Origin of the sequence: Flexithrix dorotheae DSM 6795 (assembly GCF_000379765.1) — a bacterium.
Taxonomy (GTDB): domain Bacteria; phylum Bacteroidota; class Bacteroidia; order Cytophagales; family Flammeovirgaceae; genus Flexithrix; species Flexithrix dorotheae.
Genome location: NZ_KB903443.1, coordinates 204,575 through 224,512, shown reverse-complemented (window position 1 = coordinate 224,512; position 19,938 = coordinate 204,575). Strand labels below are relative to the sequence as shown.

The following is a 19,938-nucleotide window of genomic DNA, read 5'->3' as shown; positions in this document are numbered from 1 at the left end:
AGAGAAAAAAATTTATTCTTTAATTGCATCCCAAACCATTTGTACCTGGTTTTTAAGGGAGGTTTGTGTCGATTTGGTTTGGCTGAAATACCATCTCAGGTAGGATAAAACAGCCCCACCGATAAACATCAGTAATTCTTCAATTTCAATATTTTTAATTATTCTTTCCTGTTGTCCTTTTTTCAATAAAAGGAATACAGGTTCTACAGATTTCCCCCCTTCTTCTCTGCTTTCCTGAGTGATAATAGGAGAGGCCTGCAATTGCTCCATAAACCTGAAATATGAAGGATTATTGATGAAAAAGTTAATAATGGAGAGGAAATAATGCTCAAATTGTGTTTTAATTGGCTTTGATGACTCAAAGTCTAAAAAGGCGGACTTTTCTTTTTTCTTGATGCTAACATAAATATCATTAATCAATAAATCCTTGTTGGGGAAATAGTTGTATATAGTTCCCATTCCGGTACCAGCAACTTTTGCAATTGCAGACATCGGGGTATTATGAACTCCTTTTTCCGCCAGAAGTTCGAGGGCAGCTGATATGATGGCATCTTTTTTATTCACGATGCAAATATAAAATGATTGGAATGTTTATTCCAAATTTATTTTCAGGATTTTCTCATGAAGATGCTACTGGTTAATTTTTTGGGATTTAACCTTCAAATTAAAGTGAGTTTTGCCAGTATAAGGTAATTATCCAAATTTTACGGAGGTCATCGCTATAGACCCGCCAAGGTACTGGTCATTAAATAAAGCAATAGATTCACTTTCATCCTTAACACCCAGGGTATAGATTAAAGGTAAAAAATGTTCAGGTGTGGGGATGGAAAGGTTAAATGCTACGCCCTGTTTATTAAAATCGATTAATTGATGGTGACTCCCCTCCAAAATCCATTTTTTAACTTTTTCATTCATTTCAATAGCCCAGTCATAACCGTAATTTTGGTTTAATTTACCCCAGGCAATTTTACCGAGGTTGTGCACGATATTTCCACTGCCCACAATTAATACGCCCTTTTTCCTCAGTTTTTTTAATTGATTGGCTAATTGATAATGGTAAGTTGGGTCTTTGGTATAATCTATACTCAACTGGATTACCGGAACATCAGCTTTTGGGAATAGATGTTTAACTACAGTCCATGCACCGTGATCTAGGCCCCATTTATCGTCCAAATGCACTGTATTTTCTGGCTGGACTAATTTTGAAATCTCCTCTGCAAGAACGGGATGTCCTGGTGCCGGATATTGCTGTGCATACAATTCTTGTGGGAATCCACCGAAATCATGGATGGTTCTGGGGTTTTCCATTGCTGTTACATAAGTTCCATTCGTTTCCCAATGTGCAGAAATCACCAATATGGCTTCTGGCTTGTTTAATTTTTTACCCTGAGCTATCATTTCTCTTACAAATTCATTGTCTTCTATGCCATTCATAGGAGAGCCATGCCCCATAAAAAGGGCAGGCATTTTCTCCGTATCTGGAAGAGAATTTGTAAGTTTTTCAAGGGATTTTAAAGAAGTAATCATAGGAATTGAAATTATGCCTAATCCAGCGGTTTTTATAAATTCTTTTCGAGTCATTAGTGATAGATTTGGCCAATAAATTCTTTAGCGGTAGTGGGCTTTCTACCCAATAATTTTTCTAAAGAATCATCTTCCAATGTGAGTTCTCCCTTTGCCTGTGCCACAGAAAAAGCGGTAAATATTCCAATATATTCCTCAGGAACATTTGCCTCCTTTAAGGATGCCTGAAATTTTTCGGGTTGAGGAGATTGATAGTTTACAGGTTTCCCTATCACTTCAGAGATATCTTTAGCGACATCATCATAGGAGTGGGCTTTGTGGTTCACCAATGGGTAAGTTTTGTTTTGGTGTCCTTCCGATGTGAGGACATTTGCCGCAGCTTCAGCCAATTCTGTCCTTAGAACGGCATTTGACTTTCCATTTTCTGCGGGTTGAACAATAACTCCATTTTTAGCTACTTCTCCGGCAAACATCGGTAGTAGATCAAGATATAAAGCATTCTGTAAAATGGTATATGGAATGCCACTTTCTTTTATCCAGTTTTCTGTTTTAAAATGGGTTTCCTGCAAGAATTTAATGGCAGAATTTTCTACCTCAGTGTTTCGGATAAAAGAAGTATAAATTATTTGTTTTGCACCAGCCTCCTTAGCTGCTTTTACTACATTTTTGTGTTGTGCTTCTCTTGTTTCTATTTCACTACCAGATACAAAAAGCAATTTATCAATTCCCGCAAATCCCTTTACCAGAGAGTTATATTCAGAATAGTTACCAATTCTCAGTTCAATGCCTTTTGCCTCTAAATCTGCTGCTTTTTCCTTATTCCTTACAAATGCTGCAATTTCCGATGGTGTAATACCTTTGTCCAATAAGAATTGTATGACCTTGCTTCCGAATTCTCCTGTTGCTCCTGTTACTAAAATCATTTTTTATGGGTTTTATTAATAATAGGACGAAATTACTAGATTTGCTATACAAAGTATACCTGGTTGTAAATTAATATTACTATACTTTAGTATATCTACTTTTTAAATTGCACATTATGAAGGATTTATCAGAAATAAAACAATGCCCGAGACAATTTGTATTGGCAATCAATGATACCTTAAATGTTTTAAGTGGGAAATGGAAGTTGCCCATAATTGCCTCTTTGCTTTATGGTAAAAAAAGGTACAAAGAAATTCAGGGAAATATTGAAAACATCACTCCGCGAATGTTATCCAAAGAATTAAAGGAATTAGAGCTAAATGGAGTAGTCATTAGGAAGGTTTATGATACTACACCTGTTCGCATAGAATATTCACTAACAGCATCTGGCAAGGATATTCTGAAAGTACTTGATGCCATGGTTGACTGGGGTGTGGAGCATAGGAAATCTGCGATTGCTTAATTTTGGGAAATGCCTTGTATAGCCTGAATTGCGGGGAAATTGAAATTGCATTATTATGCATTGGGATTGTGCTTGCTGTTCACATGTATTTTTTTGTTCGGGAAATCAGTAATGGACTTTCCCGAATACCTACACAAATTGCCAAATCGCCAGGAATCAATTTTTTATTTTGCCGGTATACTTAAGTCATAATCTACCCATTATTTCACCTGGAAGAAACAACATTGATTACCCAAATTTCAAATCCCTGGTTCGCAACCTTTTGTGGTTGATACTTTAAGGTTTAATGATTAATTTGTATAGGTAAAATCAATTTTAATTTTCCCCTTCAAATGAAATCTTCTAATGGTTTAAATCAAAACAAAATTCTTTTACAAAAACTAAAGGAAACTGTTTTGGCAAATTTGGCAAATGAGCAATTTGGGGTGGAAGAGTTAGCCGGGGAAGTGGGTATGAGCAGATCGAATCTGCACAGAAAGCTCAAAGGAATTGAAGGAAAATCTATAAGTCAGTTTATAAGAGATGTGAGGTTGGAGGAAGCTATGAAAATGTTAAAAGAAAATGTAGCTACAACTTCCGAAATAGCTTATTTGGTGGGGTTTAATAGTTCCACCTACTTTCATAAATGTTTTAATAAAAAATACGGGCATCCTCCAGGAGAAGTAAACAATCCGGTAAAAGAAAGAATTGCAGCTACTTCTGATGAATCTGATTTGAGACAAAATGTTAGTTTTAGTTCAAACAAGACCTCATTTGAAGCATCGGAAAAACAAACTGGAAATAAGCTTAAAAAACCTAAAATAACAATATGGAATCTATTGCTATTGCTTCTGGTTATTGTTTTTATCTTTTGGAGCATTAAGTATTTTCTGAATTATAAGGATAAAGCACAAAACTCCATTGCAGTCCTCCCACTAAAAAATTTCACCAATGATCCCGAGCAGGATTATTTTGTCAATGGTATGCATACCTCTTTAATCAATTCCTTAGGGCAGGTTTCCGGACTAAGGGTAATTTCGAGAACTTCAACTTCCCAATACAAAAACCAAAAAAAAACTTTGACAGAAATTGCGGAAGAATTAAAGGTAAATACCATTTTGGAAGGTTCAGTTGTTGGAAATGAGGACCAGGTGAAAATTCAACTTCAGTTAATTGGCAACTTCCCGGAGGAGATGCAATTATGGTCAAAAGTTTTTGATCAGGATTTTGGAAAAATAATGATTTTGCAAAGTGAGATAGTGAAAAGCATTACCAACGAGATCCATGTTAGCCTTACAGAGGAGGAGAATAATAATCTGGCCAATGCAAAAACCATTAACCCTGATGCTTATAAAGCCTACCTCAAAGGGATGTATCATTGGGAAAAACTGACAGAAAAGGATTTGAATACGGCCATGAACTATTTTGATTTGGCCCTGGAAATAGAGCCTGATTATTCTTTGGCCTATGCAGGGAAATGCTATGTGTGGGGAGGCAGGATGCAACAAGGACTTACCTCTTATTTTGAAGGTGGAGCGCATATGAAAATAGAGGAGCTAAAGGTTAGAGCCCAGGAAATTGAAAACCCTCCGGCAGAAATTCACTATGTAATGGGTGTTTTAAACTGTTGGCAGAAATGGAATTATCAGGAAGCTGAAATTGAATTAAAGAAAACCATTGCGATAAATCCTAGTTTTTCTGCGGCAAGGGCTTATTTATCTCATGTTTTGAATATTCTTCATAAACCAGAGGAAGCAGTTGAACAATCAAAAACAGCACTGGATTTGGATCCATTTAATCCTTTATTCCAGGCTCTGGATGGGATGACTTTGATGCATACCAGAGAATTCGATAAGGCTATTGATCAATTGGGGAAAACCTTACAAACAGCACCAACTGATCCGGTTGCCTTATCTACCCTTAGAACAGCTTATCATATGAAGGGAATGTATCCTGAGGCGCTTGAAATTTGGAAGACCTCCTATGCTGCAAAAGAAGATGAGAAGGCAATTGAAGCATTGCTCAGAGGAGAGCAGGAAAATGGTTATACAGGGGCTTTGGAAAGTCTGGCAGAGGAACTCATCCTCCGGTCCGAAACTACCTATGTTACACCCTGGCAGATTGCTACGCTTTATACCAGGGCTGGAAATATCGAAAAAGCTTTATTTTATTTGGAAAAAGCTTTTATAGCTCATGATCCGAATATGCCTTATATTGGGATAGACCCAATTTTCGATTTTTTGAGGGAGGACCCCAGGTTTGTTAACCTGCTAAAAAAAATGAACCTTCCTTTAGCGCATCATCCATGGGCTGACTAATCTTTTTAAAATTAATCTTTTTTTCCACTCAAATATTAAATTCTGCAACATAAGTTCAGGTTGCAACATTTATAGTCAAAAAATTACAGTTATTTGCAACATAATTTCAGTATATTATACTGAAATTCCCCGCATATTTGTATAAACCTTTCAAGGAATAGTGGCCACCTTCTTTTTAAGAGATTCTTGTGAAAAATTTATTTATATCATTTAATCTCAAAAAAAATGAAACAATTTAAAAATAGCCTAATCATAATAAGTGTCATTTCAGTATTGGCATTTAGTTGCACTAATTGCGACCCAGCTTTAGAAACTATGGAATTTGAAGCTAATTTTTTTACCGTTTTAAAAGGGTTTGTAGAGGATGGAGCTCCTTGTTCCGGGTCAAAAAATTATTTAAATATTCAGGAAGGAGAAGGTTCAGCCACAGGGCTTGGAAATTTCACAACAAAAATATCTTTCTGTGTTGATATCAATACATTCGAATATATTAATGGAGAAGGAAGCTTTGTTTCTGAAACGGGGGAGACAATATTTTTTCAGGGAAGTGGTCAGGTAAAGCCGAGTGACCATCCTGATTATGACCTTGAGTTTCAGGATACCTTTACAATTATTGGAGGAACAGGTCAGTTTGAAGGAGCTACAGGAACACTAACTACGGATAGTTATGTGAAAAATGAAACACAACAGACTGATCATATTTGGAGCGGGAATATTACCCTTAGAAAATAATCGCTTAGGCGTCCTTTTAAATGGTGACCACATTGAAATAGGGAATGCCTCCTACACATGGGAAAATGGTCAAAGATGTGCTGAGTAACAAAGCTCCCCATGTAGCCTAAAACTATCGATAACTATTAATTACATTCATCAAAAATTAAGAAATAATGATTGCTGAAAAAAAGCAGGTAAGCTATAAAAATTATTCTCAGCAATATGATATGCTTATGATGTATCATCCGTATTATCTGAAACTTAAGAAAGCAGTATTGGATCATACCAATCATTGGACGATTTCCGAAAATGAAACTATACTTGACCTGGGTGCCGGTACGGGAAATTTCTCCATTCCACTGGCTGTAAAATTTCCCAAAGCTAATATTTATCATATAGATAAGGATGGGGATATGAATACAGAAGCAAAATTAAAAAGGGATAGAATTGGCTTGAAAAATCATTTAATCATAAATGAATGTGTAGAGCAATTTGAATCGGAACCTAATTCTGTAGCGGGATTGATAAGCGTTCACGCCCTTTATGCTTTTTCTCAACCAAAACAAATCATGAAACAGATTTATGATTGGCTAAAACCGGAAGCTCAGGCTGTATTAGTAAATCATGGCAGGACAATTAGTGTAGTAGGCTGGCAACTGGCCATAAGTAAATATCTTTTACAAAATTATAGCTTTTTCCAAACCATTGAGGTCTTAAATGAAGGAAGAGATATGATCAGGCAAAACCTGAAAATTCGTGAAAAGCAAAAAAACGGAACATTCTGGACTCATTCCCATAAGGAATTTTGTGAAGTTGCAAAAGAAGTGGGATTTGAAATAAGAATAGCCTATAAAACCTTCATGATGGAGAGTGATTTGATGGTGGTTTCAAAGCCAAAATAAGATGAAATAACTTTAAATCAATAAAGAATTCTCCACTTAAAAACAAGCCGTACGTTAATTGGAACAGCAGAAACAGTAACAAAAAGGGCATGTCACACCAACATGCTAACTGGAATGATCATGCCTTTTATCTAATAAATATTTTTTAACCAAACCTATTTAAAACATGAAAACTAATCAAATTATCATCTTGATTTTATTCGCTCTTTGTTTAATGGTAGCTTGTGAGCCAGAAGAAGAGATTCTTCCAGATCATAAAACCAAAATACCAGCTTTATCATTCGGTCTGGAGGCTAAAACCATTCTTCCTCAAGAGGGAAAAGATGACAAATTAGCTGTAGAACTAAACTGGCAAAGGGAATTGAAAAGTGGACAGGAACTTATAGTAGAACGGAGTTTGGGAGATAGTACTTCCTGGTCGGAAATAGCCCAATTGAATAAAAATGCCACTTCATTCAAGGATACTGAAATTCAGGGAGATTCTATTTTTTTCTACAGAATAAAAATACTTGACTCAGATGCCAATGCTATTTATTCCAGAACTGCTTTTTTATTTCCAAAATCAAGAAAACCTAATGCTCCATCAAATCTGGTAGATAATTCGGTACCTTCATCATCCGATAAAATGGACCTTAGCTGGCAGGATAATTCATTTAATGAAACTGGGTTTATCATAGAAAGGAGCCCTGATGGCAACTCCTGGAAGGAAATTAAAAGGGTGAGAACCAATATCACTTCATATCAGGACCATGGATTAAAAGCTGCCACCAAGTATTATTACCGGGTTTTTGCATATGCTTTTGAAAATAAAATTTTACTCAAATCCAATCCTTCCAATGTGGCAGAGGGAACCACCAATATAGGAACCCCAATTAATGTAAGTGCCGAAGGGTTAGGCCCTTCCAAAGTTAAATTGAACTGGGACTACAATACTGAAGAAGATATAATGATAATAATTGAGCGAAGTTTGGATGGTAACTCATGGCAAAGGGCAGGAACAGTTGGTTCTCACAACATGACTTTTACCGATTCCAACCTGGAGGAGGAAACATTGTACTATTACAGGTTATTTGCCGAAAAAGGTAGCGTACAGTCTTCGTTTTCTCAAATTGTAAATGCCACTACATTTTTAAACACCTGTCTGGAAAGTGGTTCTATACATAGCCAAAGCTTTGCTTTTATAGAGGGTTGTGAATTGACAAATGTGACCATTTATGGAAACCTGTCTGTAGCTAATGGAACACTTCGGTTGATAAACTGTAATATTACCGGAAATGTAACCCAACATGGAGAAGGTAATATTGAAATATTTAGGGATTCGGACTTGGAAGGTTCCCAATCTTATATAAAGGGAAATATTATAGAACTTGAAGCTGGGTCTATTGTTATTGATGGAAGCCAGTTACAGGGTAATTTAGAGGAGTTTGGAACGGGTGACATTAGTATAATAAATAACAGCGAAATCGGAGAGGAATTTCCTGGTATAATTACTTCGTCCACATATGTGGTAAATGAAGATGGGCTGGGAAATATCAGGATTGAAAACAGTAAGGTTGTCGCACATATAGGCGAAAAGAATAAAGGAGATATCAATGTGCTTTACGAGAGTGATATTTTGGGTGATATTAGCGAACAGGATGATGGAGATCTTACCATTGAAAATAGCCAGGTTTCTGGGAATAATATAGGGGAGCAATCCACGGGAAATATTATTATTGAAAATAGTTCGATTCATCATGGTTATAGCAGTTTTTTGATTCTCACCGATAAAGGGGCAAAATTAGGCGAACAAGGTTCTGGCTATATCAGGATATCAGGAAGCAATGTGATAGCCAATATAACAGAAAATGGCCATGGTAATATTGATATTTTGAACGATAGTAATATTGGTAATGAAAATTTCCCTGGAAATGTGGCCGAAGCAGATGGTGGATTTGTTTATTTGAGAGATTCCAGCATTATATGGGGTAACCTGGCAGAGTCCGGATATGGTCAAATTATTTTGACTAACCCTGCTAATGTAAAGGGAAACTACGCTTCCAATTAAAAGATAGACAAGTTGAAAAGTGGGATTTGGGATCAATGCCAGATTCCACTTTTTTAATTAGAATTTGATCAAATGGACCGCAAATTGAACCATTGGTAAAATCAAAGGCCTTATCGTCTTTGATTTTTGCTTATATCTTTGCCGTAAACTCTGCAATGCTTATGGGATATTTTGGTAATGTATCTTTCATCCTGGAAAGTTTGACCCGGCACTCTATTAAATCGATATTTTATTTACAATCATGTAAATTTTTGGTAACTTTCATTATTGAGGGAGTTTAAATCAATCCCCTACCATTAATTATTAAGGTGATTGCCTTTACTTTTTGCAGGTAAATATGGAAACAAACAAAAATGTGTCATTTGAAACTTATAAAATTTCAAAGCAAGGACAAGGGAATTCACAGCCCCTTTCCAACTCATCTGATTTGGAAATTTGGAGAAAGTTTAAACAGGGTAATGAGGAGGCATTCATTTGCATTTATAAGGACTATTTTAATTTGCTTTTCAGGTATGGTCACCAATTTTCAAAGGATTCCGGATTAGTAGAAGATTGTATTCAGGAGTTATTTATCGATTTAAGGGCAAAAAGGCAAAATCTCGCAGAGGTGACTTCCATTAAATATTATCTTTACAAATCCCTGAGAAGCAAAATAATCAGGAGTTTATCCAGACAAAATAGATTTAAATTTAGTGATAATCTGCTGGATGGTTATAACTTCCAAATTAATTTGAATCAGGAGATGGTATTGATTAACAGCGAAATTGATGATAATACTAGACAGGCCCTGAAAGCTTCATTTAATAGTCTTACCCCCCGGCAAAGAGAGATTATCATATATTACTTTTATGAAAAACTGACTTATCAGGAAATTTCGGAAATAATGAACCTTTCAAAAGTGAAGTATTCCAGAGACCTTTTATATAGAGCAATAGATAAGTTAAAAGAAGAATTGAAAGATTTTAAGCCAAATTTGTTTTATACTTTTATCCTGCTGTACTTTCATTATTAATTATTTTTTATAAGCGAATACCCTCATCATTCGTCCTCAGAGGCCTTATCTGTTTTTTTTTGAAAAAATATTAATTTGCTTACGGTTGTTTTTAGGATTTATGTCTTATGTAGTTATAACCAACTTGCAGAAATGAAAAAATATGAGCAATATAATTTAGACGACTTCCTAAAAGATGACTTTTTTATGAGTTGGTTAAAAGAAGGCTCTTCAGAAAAAGATCACTTTTGGAAAAGTTGGATTGAAAGAAATCCGGAGAAAGTAGGGACTATCCTAAAAGCAAAGGAAATATTTCAATCCATTGATTATGAGTATTCTCCTCAGCCCTCAGCAGACAGATACCATGAAATCCTGGAGAATATACTGAAGTCGGATAAAGAGCATAAAATTAAAAACCCTAACCCATTTGCTAATATGGGTTCTTGGAAAGGATACATCAAATATGCGGCAGTCTTTCTTTTTTTTGTGGGGATATCAATCGTCATTTACAAATACAGGCCAATTGATATTACACCTCAATTTTCAGAAGCACAGCATGTGAAGATGTTAGTCAAAGCTACATCAAAAGGGGAGAAATTGTCTTTAACCCTAAGTGACGGTAGTATTATTAAGCTAAATTCTGAAAGTAAACTGACATTTCCGGAAAAATTTAATAGCAATACCCGGGAAGTCTTATTTGAGGGTGAAGCTTTTTTTGATATTGCTAAAAATTTGGAAAAACCATTTATCATTAAATCAGGAGATTTAGAAATTTCCGTTTTAGGAACTTCCTTTAATGTAAATTCTTATGAGTGTAGTAACAAAGTACAGGTTGCTGTTGCGAGTGGAAAAGTAGCCGTTAGATCCAATGAGAAAGAATGGAAGGACAATACTACATTTCTTACCAGGAATCAGGTTTTAACATTCGATAAAGAAACAAGAAGTATCAAATCGGAAATAAAAGATGTTTCCAATTTGATTGCCTGGAAGGACAAAACCATAGTTTTTGAAGATGCTACCCTGGAAATCATAGTAAATAAACTGGAAAGATGGTATAATGTGGAAATTGAAACCGCTGTAAGCGACCACAAAATAAGGGAATTTAGCGGAAGGTATACCAATCAGAGTTTGATTCAGGTGCTAGAAGGGATATGTTACTCCTCAAGACTTAAATATAAAATTGAGAATAAAAAGGTATTTATTTATGAATAATCAAAAACAAAATGAACAGTAGCTAGTGCGTAAAATTTAATTCAAAGTACATTTCCGGGAAGTGTACTTATCCCACAAAAAAAGATTGCGGATCATCTGTTTGGCGACAAGGATTCCGCAATCTTCAGAATTTTGTGATGAAAAATTATTTTCCACCATAATGTGTAAAAATATGAAATTGAAATTACTAAGACAAATTAATAAAATGTCTAAACTATGTCTATATGGGGTATTTCTGCAGGCCCTGTTTTGTAGTATAATTCTTGCAAAAGACAGCCACGCCCAGAAAAAAAGCGTAGAGGATATTGTACTATCTTTAGAAATAAAGAACTCCTCCCTTAATGACGCATTCATTGAAATATCAAGGCAGACCAATCTTTATTTTGCTTTTGATAAGAGATTTGTGAATGAAAAGCAAAAGATTAATCTTAATGTAGAAAATGAATCCTTAGGCGATATCCTTCGTCAAATGTCTAAAGATTTAAAAATTAAATTCAAAAGAATTGATGAAACCATTCATGTAAGCCCAAATATATATAAGCAACGAAAATCAACTAAGCTGGTTGAGGAATATATTTTTCAGCATAAAGTCTCTGGAATAGTGAGATCTTCCGAGGATGGGGAGCCTTTACCAGGTGTGAGTATATTGGTGCAAGGAACCCAAAATGGTACTACTACCGACTTTGAAGGAAAATTCCAGCTGGAAATTCCCAACGAGTCTGTACTGCTGTTTAGTTTTATTGGTTTTGAAACTCAGGAGTTTACCGTAACAAACCAGTCCACCATTGATATCTCCTTAAATCCTGATACAGAACAACTGGAGGAAGTAATAGTAGTGGGGTATGGAACGGTGAGAAAAAGTGATTTAACCGGGTCGGTTGGTTCCCTTTCAGGTGAAGACCTTAATTCTCAACCGGTAACTTCAGTGGATCAGGGACTACAGGGAAGAATAGCGGGAGTGAACGTTACCAACAATTCCTCAGCCCCAGGAGGAGGAGTGAGTATCAAAATTAGAGGAACTACTTCTATTTTGAATGGCAGTGAGCCTTTATATGTGATTGATGGATTTCCTGTTACAGGGCAATCACAATTTAATACCAATGCGGGAAGAGGATTAGATAGCAGCACAGGCACAGATTACACTGTTGACCAAAATCCACTTGCTACTTTAAACCCAGCCGATATCGAATCCATTGAGGTACTGAAAGATGCTTCAGCCACCGCAATTTACGGAGTAAGAGGGGCAAATGGTGTCATTCTTATTACTACAAAAAGGGGTAAGAAGGGTGCTCCAAAAGTGTCTTTCAATGGATATTACGGAGTCCAGTCTTCAGCCAAGCAAATTGAATTGATGAATGCCCAGGAGTATCAAAATATTTATAATGAATCGGCAGCAAATAGTGGAGACCCCGTAGTTTTCCCTGACAATCCTCCCAATGATATGAATTGGCAGGACATGATTATGCGAAAAGCCGCAATACAAAATTACCAATTGAGTGTAAGCGGAGGTTCAGAAGCTGTTCAATATATGGTTTCGGGAAGTTATTTTGATCAGGAGGGAATCCTTACCGGTTCAGATTTTACAAGGTACTCTATGAGGGTAAACCTAGATATTAAAGCCAGTGAAAAGTTCAAAATAGGTAACTCCTTAAATGTTTCAAGGTCTATCAATAATGCTTCTGAAACAGAAGGTGAAGCAACCAATAGTATGACACATACCGCCCTGGCAATGTCTCCGATATTACCGGTTTATCTTCCTGATGGCACCTATTCCAGCAACCGGTTTTTACCTGCAAATGTTCCGGATGCACAAGGAAGTTTAAATCCTATAGCTTTTATCAATGAGTTTTCGGATGAACAGGTGGTAACCCGGGTTTTAACCACTCTTTATGGAGAATATCAGATTATTCCTGATTTAAAATTAAAAGTAAGTTTAGGGGCTGATTTGGAAAACAGGGACAGGCACGTATTTAGAAGCTCAAAATTCAATAATGAAAACCCACTTAATTCCGCAAATGCCAGTGGACTAAACAGGAATTCCTGGTTAAATGAAAATATTCTCACCTACGATAAGAATTTTAATAAACACCATATTACTGCGCTGGGTGGATTTACCTCACAAAGGGAGCAGGAAGAATATCGGGCGATTTCTGCCCGTGGCTTTGCATCGGATATTACAGGTCCTTATGACCTTGGCGGAGGATCTGTAGTGCCAAGTGTGGACTCCAGGTTTGCTGAATTTAGCATTCTCTCTTTTATTGGAAGGGTAAATTACAATTATGATGACCGGTTCCTGGCTACCTTTACAGCCCGTAGAGATGGTTCTTCTAAATTTGCGGATGGTAATCAATGGGCTACTTTCCCATCAGTGGCGGCTGCCTGGAGAATTTCCAACGAGGATTTTATGTCCGAATCAGCCAGTTTTATGGATAACTTAAAACTGAGAATTGGCTGGGGAAAGGCTGGTAATCAGGAATTACCCACCTATCGGTCTTTGGCACTCTTGCAAGCCACACCATATAATTTCGGAAACGGAACTATTGTTAATGGCTATTCTCCTTTCAGGGTAGCAGTACCTGACTTAACCTGGGAAATAACTACCATGTCAAACTATGGCCTTGACGCTTCATTTTTTGGGAACAGGCTAAATTTAACTTTCGATTATTATATAAAAGAAACTGAAGACTTACTGCTTGAGGTTCAATTGCCTGAAACTTCTGGCATTCGTAATCCATCAGTTCAGAATTTAGGACAAATGGAAAACCGGGGATGGGAGCTTACCATCGATGGTGTTTTACTGGATAAAAATGATTTCAAATGGGACTTCGGATTTAATTTTGCAAAAAATAAAAATGAAATCACTTCTCTTGGGAGTTCCAGCAAGGTGGGGGAAGGCGATCAGTCCTATGAAATTGCCCAACCCACTTTTGCAGGGGCCACTCCAAGGTCATTTGTAACTATAGGAGAACCTTTAGGAGTATTTATAGGATACACAACAGATGGGCTTTACCGAAGTCAGGCCGAAGCTGATGCCGGCCAGACATTACAACCTGGAGTAGTACCTGGTATGATAAGATATAAGGACATCAATAATGATGGCATACTGGACGTTAATGATCGTTCTGTAATAGGAAGTCCACATCCTGATTTTCTGTATGGATTTAACTCCAGCCTTTCTTATAAAGATTTTCAATTAAGGTTCTTCTTCCAGGGTCAGAGTGGTGGTGTGGTATATAATGCCATGAGGCGTTTTAATACCACCGTAACCAGAGGTCAGAACGTGTTAAAAGAAAGAGGTGATTACTGGACACCTCAAAATACTGATGCCCCATGGCCCACACCATTTCAAAATGCTCCTCAGGTAGGCGGAACAGGTAGCATGGGCGAATCTGACTGGTTTTTGGAGGATGCAAGTTATCTTAGGATGCGGGAAATAACCCTGACCTACTCTTTCCCTCAAAGTTTCTTGGGTAAAATGGACGGATCAATCTATGTGACTGGTCAAAACCTGTTTACAATTACAGATTATACAGGTTATAACCCTGATACTAATGGACGAGCCAATGTGAGAGGGTCTTTCGGCTGGGATATTAGTTCTTACCCAATGGCCAAAACATATTTAGTAGGCCTGAAGCTTAATTTCTAATTTAAAAGAAGATAAAATGAAGAATTTAATATATTATATTCTGTTTGCTATAGTGTTTAGTGGGACATCTTGTAGTGACTTTTTGGAAGAAGTACCAAGAGATTCAGTGTCACCGGTAAATTTTTATAAAACTGCTGAAGATGCTGTAGTGGCGGTAAATGGAGCCTATGCGGCTTTAAATGTAAATGATTATTATTCCAGATATTGGTATACCTCTAGTGCTCACGCAGCAGATGGAAGTTTTACCAGGCTGGGCACCAGCTCTGACCGGGCGGTAATTATTCAGTTAAATGATGCAGGAATGCTTACTAGTGACCGGTATAACAATGCTACCTGGGCTGCAGTATGGCAGGCTGTAAATCGGGCGAATGCTGTGCTTGACAATGTGCCGGAAATTGAAATGGATGCCAACCTTAAAGCCAGGGTTTTAGCTGAAGCCAAATTTTTAAGAGCTTTGACTTATTTTAATATGGTGAGAAGATGGGGAGGAATGCCACTTATCCTGAATGAAACAAATACCTCCAATATAAAGGACCTTCAGGTTGCCAGAAGTTCTGAAGAAGAAACATATGCCCAGATTATTTTAGACTTGACAGAGGCAATAAATGACCTGCCAAATATCATGGATTATTCTGGAAGTGATGTGGGTAGAGCATCCAAGGAAGCAGCCCAGGGTTTATTGGCCAAAGTTTACCTGTACAGAAAAAGTTGGCCTGAGGCAAAAGAAAATGCTTTAAATGTGATCAATTCCCCAAGTAATCTTGGGCTTATGCCAGAGCCAAAAGACAATTACTGGCAATCAGATTTTGAGGTTGACAATAATATTGAAAGTATTTTTGAAGTACAATATAATGGCATATCTCCACAAGGTCACCAAATTGGAAATAATTATGAGCCCAATAGCAATGGTTGGGGCCCGGGACAATGGGGAACCATCATAGGAAGTCTTTGGTGGTTTAATCAATTCGAAGAAAAAGATAAAAGAAAAGAGGCTACATGGTTAACTGAATTCCCTAGTGTTAGTGGCGATACACTGGTTCAATGGCATGAAAATACGTATCCTGTACCGCATATCAATAAATACAGAGATCCTGAAAACAAGGTTTCAGATGGAATGGCTTACAATATTAAGGTGTTAAGATTTGCCGATGTTTTGTTAATTGCCTCAGAAGCTATTAATGAGATGGAAGGTCCCTCTGCTTTGGCTTACGAATATGTAAACAGGGTAAGAAAAAGAGCCGGTCTAGATGAATTATCGGGGCTTTCACAAGATCAACTTAGGGATTCCATCTATCTGGAGTTCAGAAAGGAGCTTTGTTTTGAAGGCCAGGATTATGAGGAATTAGTCCGTCAGGGAAAACTTTTTACAAATAAAACGGCTTATGCGACTTACACGATTCCTCCAATGTATAAGGATGATGGCACTATTTTTACCCCGGATCAGGCTTTATTGGATAGAATTGCCCGCTATCAACCAGACTTATCTTTTTATGAAATGGATAGTTGGAATACTATTTTTCCGATTCCACAAAATGCCATAGATAAAAACCCAAATTTGAGACAAAATCCTGGTTATCCAGGGGCTGATTAGATAATCAAAAATTTTTAAAGGGGAAATTAACTGTTTCCCCTTTTTATTTTAATTTAAATGACTATTATAAATAAAATATTTTAGCGTGCAATTTATACTTTATTTCTTCCTTGCTATCCTCCTTGTTTCCTGTAATAATCCTGCTCAGGATAGTACAATCCAGGAGGTAAATTCTGAGGAAGAAATAAATGGTATTGGAGAAACCCTTTCCAGGCAATATTGTGGCAGTTGCCATCTTTATCCCGAACCTGAACTATTGGATAAAAATACCTGGAAATATAGTACGCTACCTCAAATGGGTTACCGTATGGGCATTTATGGGGATATTTCAAGACAAAGTTTAATAGAGAAAGGTCAGGGAGGAAGGCTTGTGGAACGGAAAAATATTTATCCCCACAAACCAATTTTAGATGAAGAACAATGGGAATTTATTAATGAGTTTTATGTGAAAAATGCTCCTGACAGCCTTTCAGTTCCATCTCTCGATCTAAAATCAGATTTATCAGGTTTAAAGGTAAAGACGCCCGATTTTCATATTTCACCTCCAATGGTTACTGCTATTCAATACCAGGCTGAATTAAAGCAATTATTTGTTGCAGATGCAAAAGCTGATTATAGCACCATCAATATATTAGACCAAAGTTTAAGCTCTATTAGTACTTTGGCGATTCCATCGCCCATTTCGCATATTGAATTTAGTGCTGATACCATATTGGCTACACTGATGGGAGGTTTTATGCCAACGGACAACCCCGATGGAAGTATCATAAAGATATTCAAAGTGAATGGCCAAAGTGAATACAAAGGATTTACCTCTTTAATAAAGAATCTTCAACGGCCTGTTTTTACTGAATATACAGATATTAATGGGGATAATTTAGATGATATTATTGTTTGCGAATATGGGAACCACACAGGTAAACTCAGCCTTTTCATTAAACAGGTAAATGGGCAATACCAAAAAAAAATACTAAGCAATGATCCCGGAGCTTCTAAAGCCATTATCAGGGATATCAATCGGGATGGATTATTGGATATAATTGTTCTGATGAGCCAGGGGAATGAACGAATTGATGTTTATTACAACCAAGGAGACGGGAATTTTAAGATGGAAAATTTATTGATGTTTCCCCCATCTTACGGATCGGTTTTTATTTCAATGTTAGACTGGAATCAGGACGGGTTTGAAGATATCATTTATGTAAATGGAGATAATGCGGACTATTCCATGGTTTTAAAACCTTACCACGGTGTTCATATTTTCCTGAATGACGGGGCAAATAAATTTCAGGAAGCTTTTTTTCAGCATCTCAATGGAGCTTATAAAGCAATTGCAGATGATTTTGATAAAGACGGGGATTTGGATATTGCAACCATTTCCTTTTTCCCTGACTTGATTCGTACGTCTAAAGAAGGATTTGTCTTTATGGAAAATATAAGTAAAGGAGATTCAATTCTGTTTGAACTTAAATCCATTAACCAAGCCTCAACGGGGAGATGGTTAATTATGGAATCTGTGGATTTTGAAAATGACGATTCCCCAGAACTGGTGCTGGGTTCTTTTACTGGTATGGCCATACAAGGAGATAATAGCGGAGAATACAGTAAGCGATTAATTAGCAATTCCCCTACAATAATTTTAATACAGTTCGATCAATTTAATTAGATAGAAAGCAATAACTGGGGTGTTTTCTCTACAAGGATTAATCAACACCCCAATGTGATTTTATAAATTTTAGACCTTTTTTAATTTTAGCATAAATAGAAGTGAAGAAATATAGAATAAGCAAAAAAACATTTTTACTTGTTGCCATAATGGCTATAGCCACTTTTTCCTGCACAAGTAATAAAAAACAATCATTAGAAATCAGCAAGCCAAGAGTAATTGTAACCTCCGATGGAGAAATAGATGATGAATGCTCCATGGTGAGGTTTTTATTGTATGCAAACGAATGGGATGTTGAGGGGATCGTAACATCCAGTTCCCAATATCATTGGCATGGGCATAAATGGGCTGGTGACGATTGGCTTGACCCATATCTTGACGCCTATGCAAAAGTTTACCCTAACCTTAAATTGCACGATAAGGCCTATCCCACTCCGGATTATTTAAAATCTATTACTTTCCTTGGGAATGTGGAAAATGAAGGTGAAATGGATTCCATTACCCCGGGTTCTCAGCATATTGTTCAGGTTTTGTTAGATGAATCTGATGATAATCCGGTTTGGGTTCAGGCCTGGGGAGGCACCAATACAATTGCCCGTGCGCTTAAAACAATTGAGGAAGAACATCCTGAAAAGATGGAATATGTAGCCAACAAACTTAGGTTTTTCTTCATTTGGGAACAGGATTCGACCTATCAATCCTATATTCGTCCCCATTGGGGCAAATACAATATTTTAACCATTATATGCGACCAGTTTTTTGCAATTGCCTATCAATGGGATAAGATCTTACCCGGGGATAAAATCGATTACTTCAATGTTGATTGGATGAAATCGAATATTTTGAATGAGCATGGCCCACTTTGCTCTCTATACCAGGCCTACAAAGGTGGCAATGACAATGAAGGATGGAGAGCTGGAAGCCCTAAACAAAAAGGTTCTTTCCGTTCAGAGGGTGATTCTCCTGCATTCCTACATACCATACCAACAGGATTAAGAAATATGGAATCACCTGATTATGGAGGATGGGGTGGCAGATATGTAAAAGTACGTGAAAATACCTGGCTTGATTCCGTACCGCTTTCAAATTATAAATACCCCGAAGGGAGGTGGTACACCAATTCTGCCTGGGGAAGAGCCTATATGCGTGATCAGTATCCGGAAAATCAGGATTTGATGAATGCCTATTTTAAGTCAATCACCAGATGGGCGGATGCCTTTCAAAATGACTTTGCAGCACGGGCAGATTGGTGTGTGAAATCATTTGAAGAAGCAAACCATCCACCAGTTGTGATGCTCAGTCATGAATTGGATTTAGATGCAAAACCAGGCTCAACAATAAATTTAAGTGCCAAAGGAACTTATGACCCGGATAAAAATCAACTCACTTACAAATGGTGGTTCGATAATCAGGCAAGCAGCTTTAAAGGCCTTGTAAATATTGAAAATGCCAATGCTCAGGATGCTACATTACAAGTACCTGAAAATATTGATACTGCATTCAGTATTCATATAATTTGCGAAGTGAGGGATAATGGTGTTCCGCAATTGGCAAGGTATAAGCGTGTGATTTTAAATGGAAAACCATAAATCTTTGTGCTGATGCAATAATTAATAATGCCCCTGAAGTACCAACTTCCTTCAGGGGCATTGGCAAATATTTTCCGAAAACATAGCCTGTTCGGCATCCCTTTTTGATATAAATGCCAATTTTTTTTGGTTTAAGAATGGTGAGTGGTTCCGAAAGGTTTTAAGCAAATCTAAAAACGTGTATAGTTTCGGTTGGGGACAAAATATCTGCATCAAAAAGGCAGTTGTATAAACCGTAATCAAAAGAAAATAGTGAAGGAGGAAAACCTGCTGCAAATCCTAATTAAATAAGCCAAAACAATCATTTCCTGCTATCTGGAGATAGCCAGGTTTACTTTTTCCATACTACCTGAAATGGAGCAAATCTGGAAA

14 protein-coding genes are annotated in these 19,938 nt (G+C 36.9%); 11 read left to right on the top strand and 3 right to left on the bottom strand.

Annotated elements, in window-relative coordinates:
- Positions 1-12 precede the first annotated feature (12 nt).
- The 3 genes from A3EM_RS0116475 to A3EM_RS0116465 all read right to left on the bottom strand — a co-directional run bounded on the left by A3EM_RS0116475 (position 13) and on the right by A3EM_RS0116465 (position 2,447).
- Positions 13-564: a TetR/AcrR family transcriptional regulator gene (locus A3EM_RS0116475; protein WP_020529331.1), complete on the bottom strand. Its 552-nt coding sequence runs from the start codon at positions 562-564 to the stop codon at positions 13-15.
- Between the two features lie 129 nt (positions 565-693).
- Complete coding sequence (ygiD, locus tag A3EM_RS0116470) at positions 694-1,581, bottom strand: 4,5-DOPA-extradiol-dioxygenase (protein ID WP_020529330.1); 888 nt, start codon at positions 1,579-1,581, stop codon at positions 694-696.
- Entirely contained in the window at positions 1,581-2,447 is an 867-nt protein-coding gene (locus A3EM_RS0116465; protein WP_020529329.1) for an SDR family oxidoreductase, read from the bottom strand. Before A3EM_RS0116465 ends, ygiD begins: the two co-directional genes overlap by 1 nt.
- Positions 2,448-2,563: 116 nt before the next feature.
- On the opposite strand from A3EM_RS0116465, the gene A3EM_RS0116460 reads away from it, so the two are divergent.
- From A3EM_RS0116460 to A3EM_RS0116410, 11 genes are all read left to right on the top strand, one after another.
- Positions 2,564-2,911 carry a winged helix-turn-helix transcriptional regulator gene (locus A3EM_RS0116460; protein WP_020529328.1) on the top strand — a complete coding sequence of 116 codons (348 nt, stop codon included), beginning with the start codon at positions 2,564-2,566 and terminating at the stop codon, positions 2,909-2,911.
- A 332-nt stretch (positions 2,912-3,243) separates the two neighbouring features.
- A complete protein-coding gene (locus A3EM_RS0116455; protein WP_020529327.1) occupies positions 3,244-5,208 on the top strand; it encodes a helix-turn-helix domain-containing protein in 1,965 nt (654 codons plus the stop codon).
- 225 nt (positions 5,209-5,433) lie between these two features.
- A complete protein-coding gene (locus A3EM_RS0116450) occupies positions 5,434-5,940 on the top strand; it encodes a hypothetical protein (protein ID WP_157637927.1) in 507 nt (168 codons plus the stop codon).
- Positions 5,941-6,095: 155 nt separating this feature from the next.
- On the top strand, positions 6,096-6,824 hold the full coding sequence (locus A3EM_RS0116445; RefSeq protein ID WP_020529325.1) for a class I SAM-dependent methyltransferase: 729 nt from the start codon (positions 6,096-6,098) through the stop codon (positions 6,822-6,824).
- 166 nt (positions 6,825-6,990) lie between these two features.
- Positions 6,991-8,871, top strand: a complete 1,881-nt coding sequence (locus tag A3EM_RS0116440; RefSeq protein WP_157637926.1) for a fibronectin type III domain-containing protein — start codon at positions 6,991-6,993, stop codon at positions 8,869-8,871.
- 337 nt (positions 8,872-9,208) lie between these two features.
- Positions 9,209-9,883 (top strand): RNA polymerase sigma factor, encoded by a 675-nt coding sequence (locus tag A3EM_RS42640; protein ID WP_020529323.1) that lies wholly within the window; start codon positions 9,209-9,211, stop codon positions 9,881-9,883.
- 132 nt (positions 9,884-10,015) lie between these two features.
- On the top strand, positions 10,016-11,074 hold the full coding sequence (locus A3EM_RS0116430) for a FecR family protein (RefSeq protein WP_020529322.1): 1,059 nt from the start codon (positions 10,016-10,018) through the stop codon (positions 11,072-11,074).
- A gap of 205 nt (positions 11,075-11,279) precedes the next feature.
- Positions 11,280-14,720, top strand: a complete 3,441-nt coding sequence (locus tag A3EM_RS42635; protein WP_157637925.1) for a TonB-dependent receptor — start codon at positions 11,280-11,282, stop codon at positions 14,718-14,720.
- 16 nt (positions 14,721-14,736) lie between these two features.
- On the top strand, positions 14,737-16,311 hold the full coding sequence (locus A3EM_RS0116420) for a RagB/SusD family nutrient uptake outer membrane protein (protein WP_020529320.1): 1,575 nt from the start codon (positions 14,737-14,739) through the stop codon (positions 16,309-16,311).
- A gap of 85 nt (positions 16,312-16,396) precedes the next feature.
- Positions 16,397-17,977 (top strand): FG-GAP repeat domain-containing protein, encoded by a 1,581-nt coding sequence (locus A3EM_RS0116415; protein ID WP_020529319.1) that lies wholly within the window; start codon positions 16,397-16,399, stop codon positions 17,975-17,977.
- Between the two features lie 101 nt (positions 17,978-18,078).
- A complete protein-coding gene (locus tag A3EM_RS0116410) occupies positions 18,079-19,566 on the top strand; it encodes a DUF1593 domain-containing protein (protein ID WP_245576516.1) in 1,488 nt (495 codons plus the stop codon).
- Positions 19,567-19,938 lie beyond the last annotated feature (372 nt).

Bases quoted from the DNA above. Each gene is read 5' to 3' on its own strand.
- ygiD (WP_020529330.1), bottom strand. From the start codon at position 1,581: ATGACTCGAAAAGAATTTATAAAAACCGCTGGATTAGGCATAATTTCA.
- A3EM_RS0116465 (WP_020529329.1), bottom strand. From the start codon at position 2,447: ATGATTTTAGTAACAGGAGCAACAGGAGAATTCGGAAGCAAGGTCATA.
- A3EM_RS0116460 (WP_020529328.1), top strand. From the start codon at position 2,564: ATGAAGGATTTATCAGAAATAAAACAATGCCCGAGACAATTTGTATTG.
- A3EM_RS0116455 (WP_020529327.1), top strand. From the start codon at position 3,244: ATGAAATCTTCTAATGGTTTAAATCAAAACAAAATTCTTTTACAAAAA.
- A3EM_RS0116450 (WP_157637927.1), top strand. From the start codon at position 5,434: ATGAAACAATTTAAAAATAGCCTAATCATAATAAGTGTCATTTCAGTA.
- A3EM_RS0116445 (WP_020529325.1), top strand. From the start codon at position 6,096: ATGATTGCTGAAAAAAAGCAGGTAAGCTATAAAAATTATTCTCAGCAA.
- A3EM_RS0116440 (WP_157637926.1), top strand. From the start codon at position 6,991: ATGAAAACTAATCAAATTATCATCTTGATTTTATTCGCTCTTTGTTTA.
- A3EM_RS42640 (WP_020529323.1), top strand. From the start codon at position 9,209: ATGGAAACAAACAAAAATGTGTCATTTGAAACTTATAAAATTTCAAAG.
- A3EM_RS0116430 (WP_020529322.1), top strand. From the start codon at position 10,016: ATGAAAAAATATGAGCAATATAATTTAGACGACTTCCTAAAAGATGAC.
- A3EM_RS42635 (WP_157637925.1), top strand. From the start codon at position 11,280: ATGTCTAAACTATGTCTATATGGGGTATTTCTGCAGGCCCTGTTTTGT.
- A3EM_RS0116420 (WP_020529320.1), top strand. From the start codon at position 14,737: ATGAAGAATTTAATATATTATATTCTGTTTGCTATAGTGTTTAGTGGG.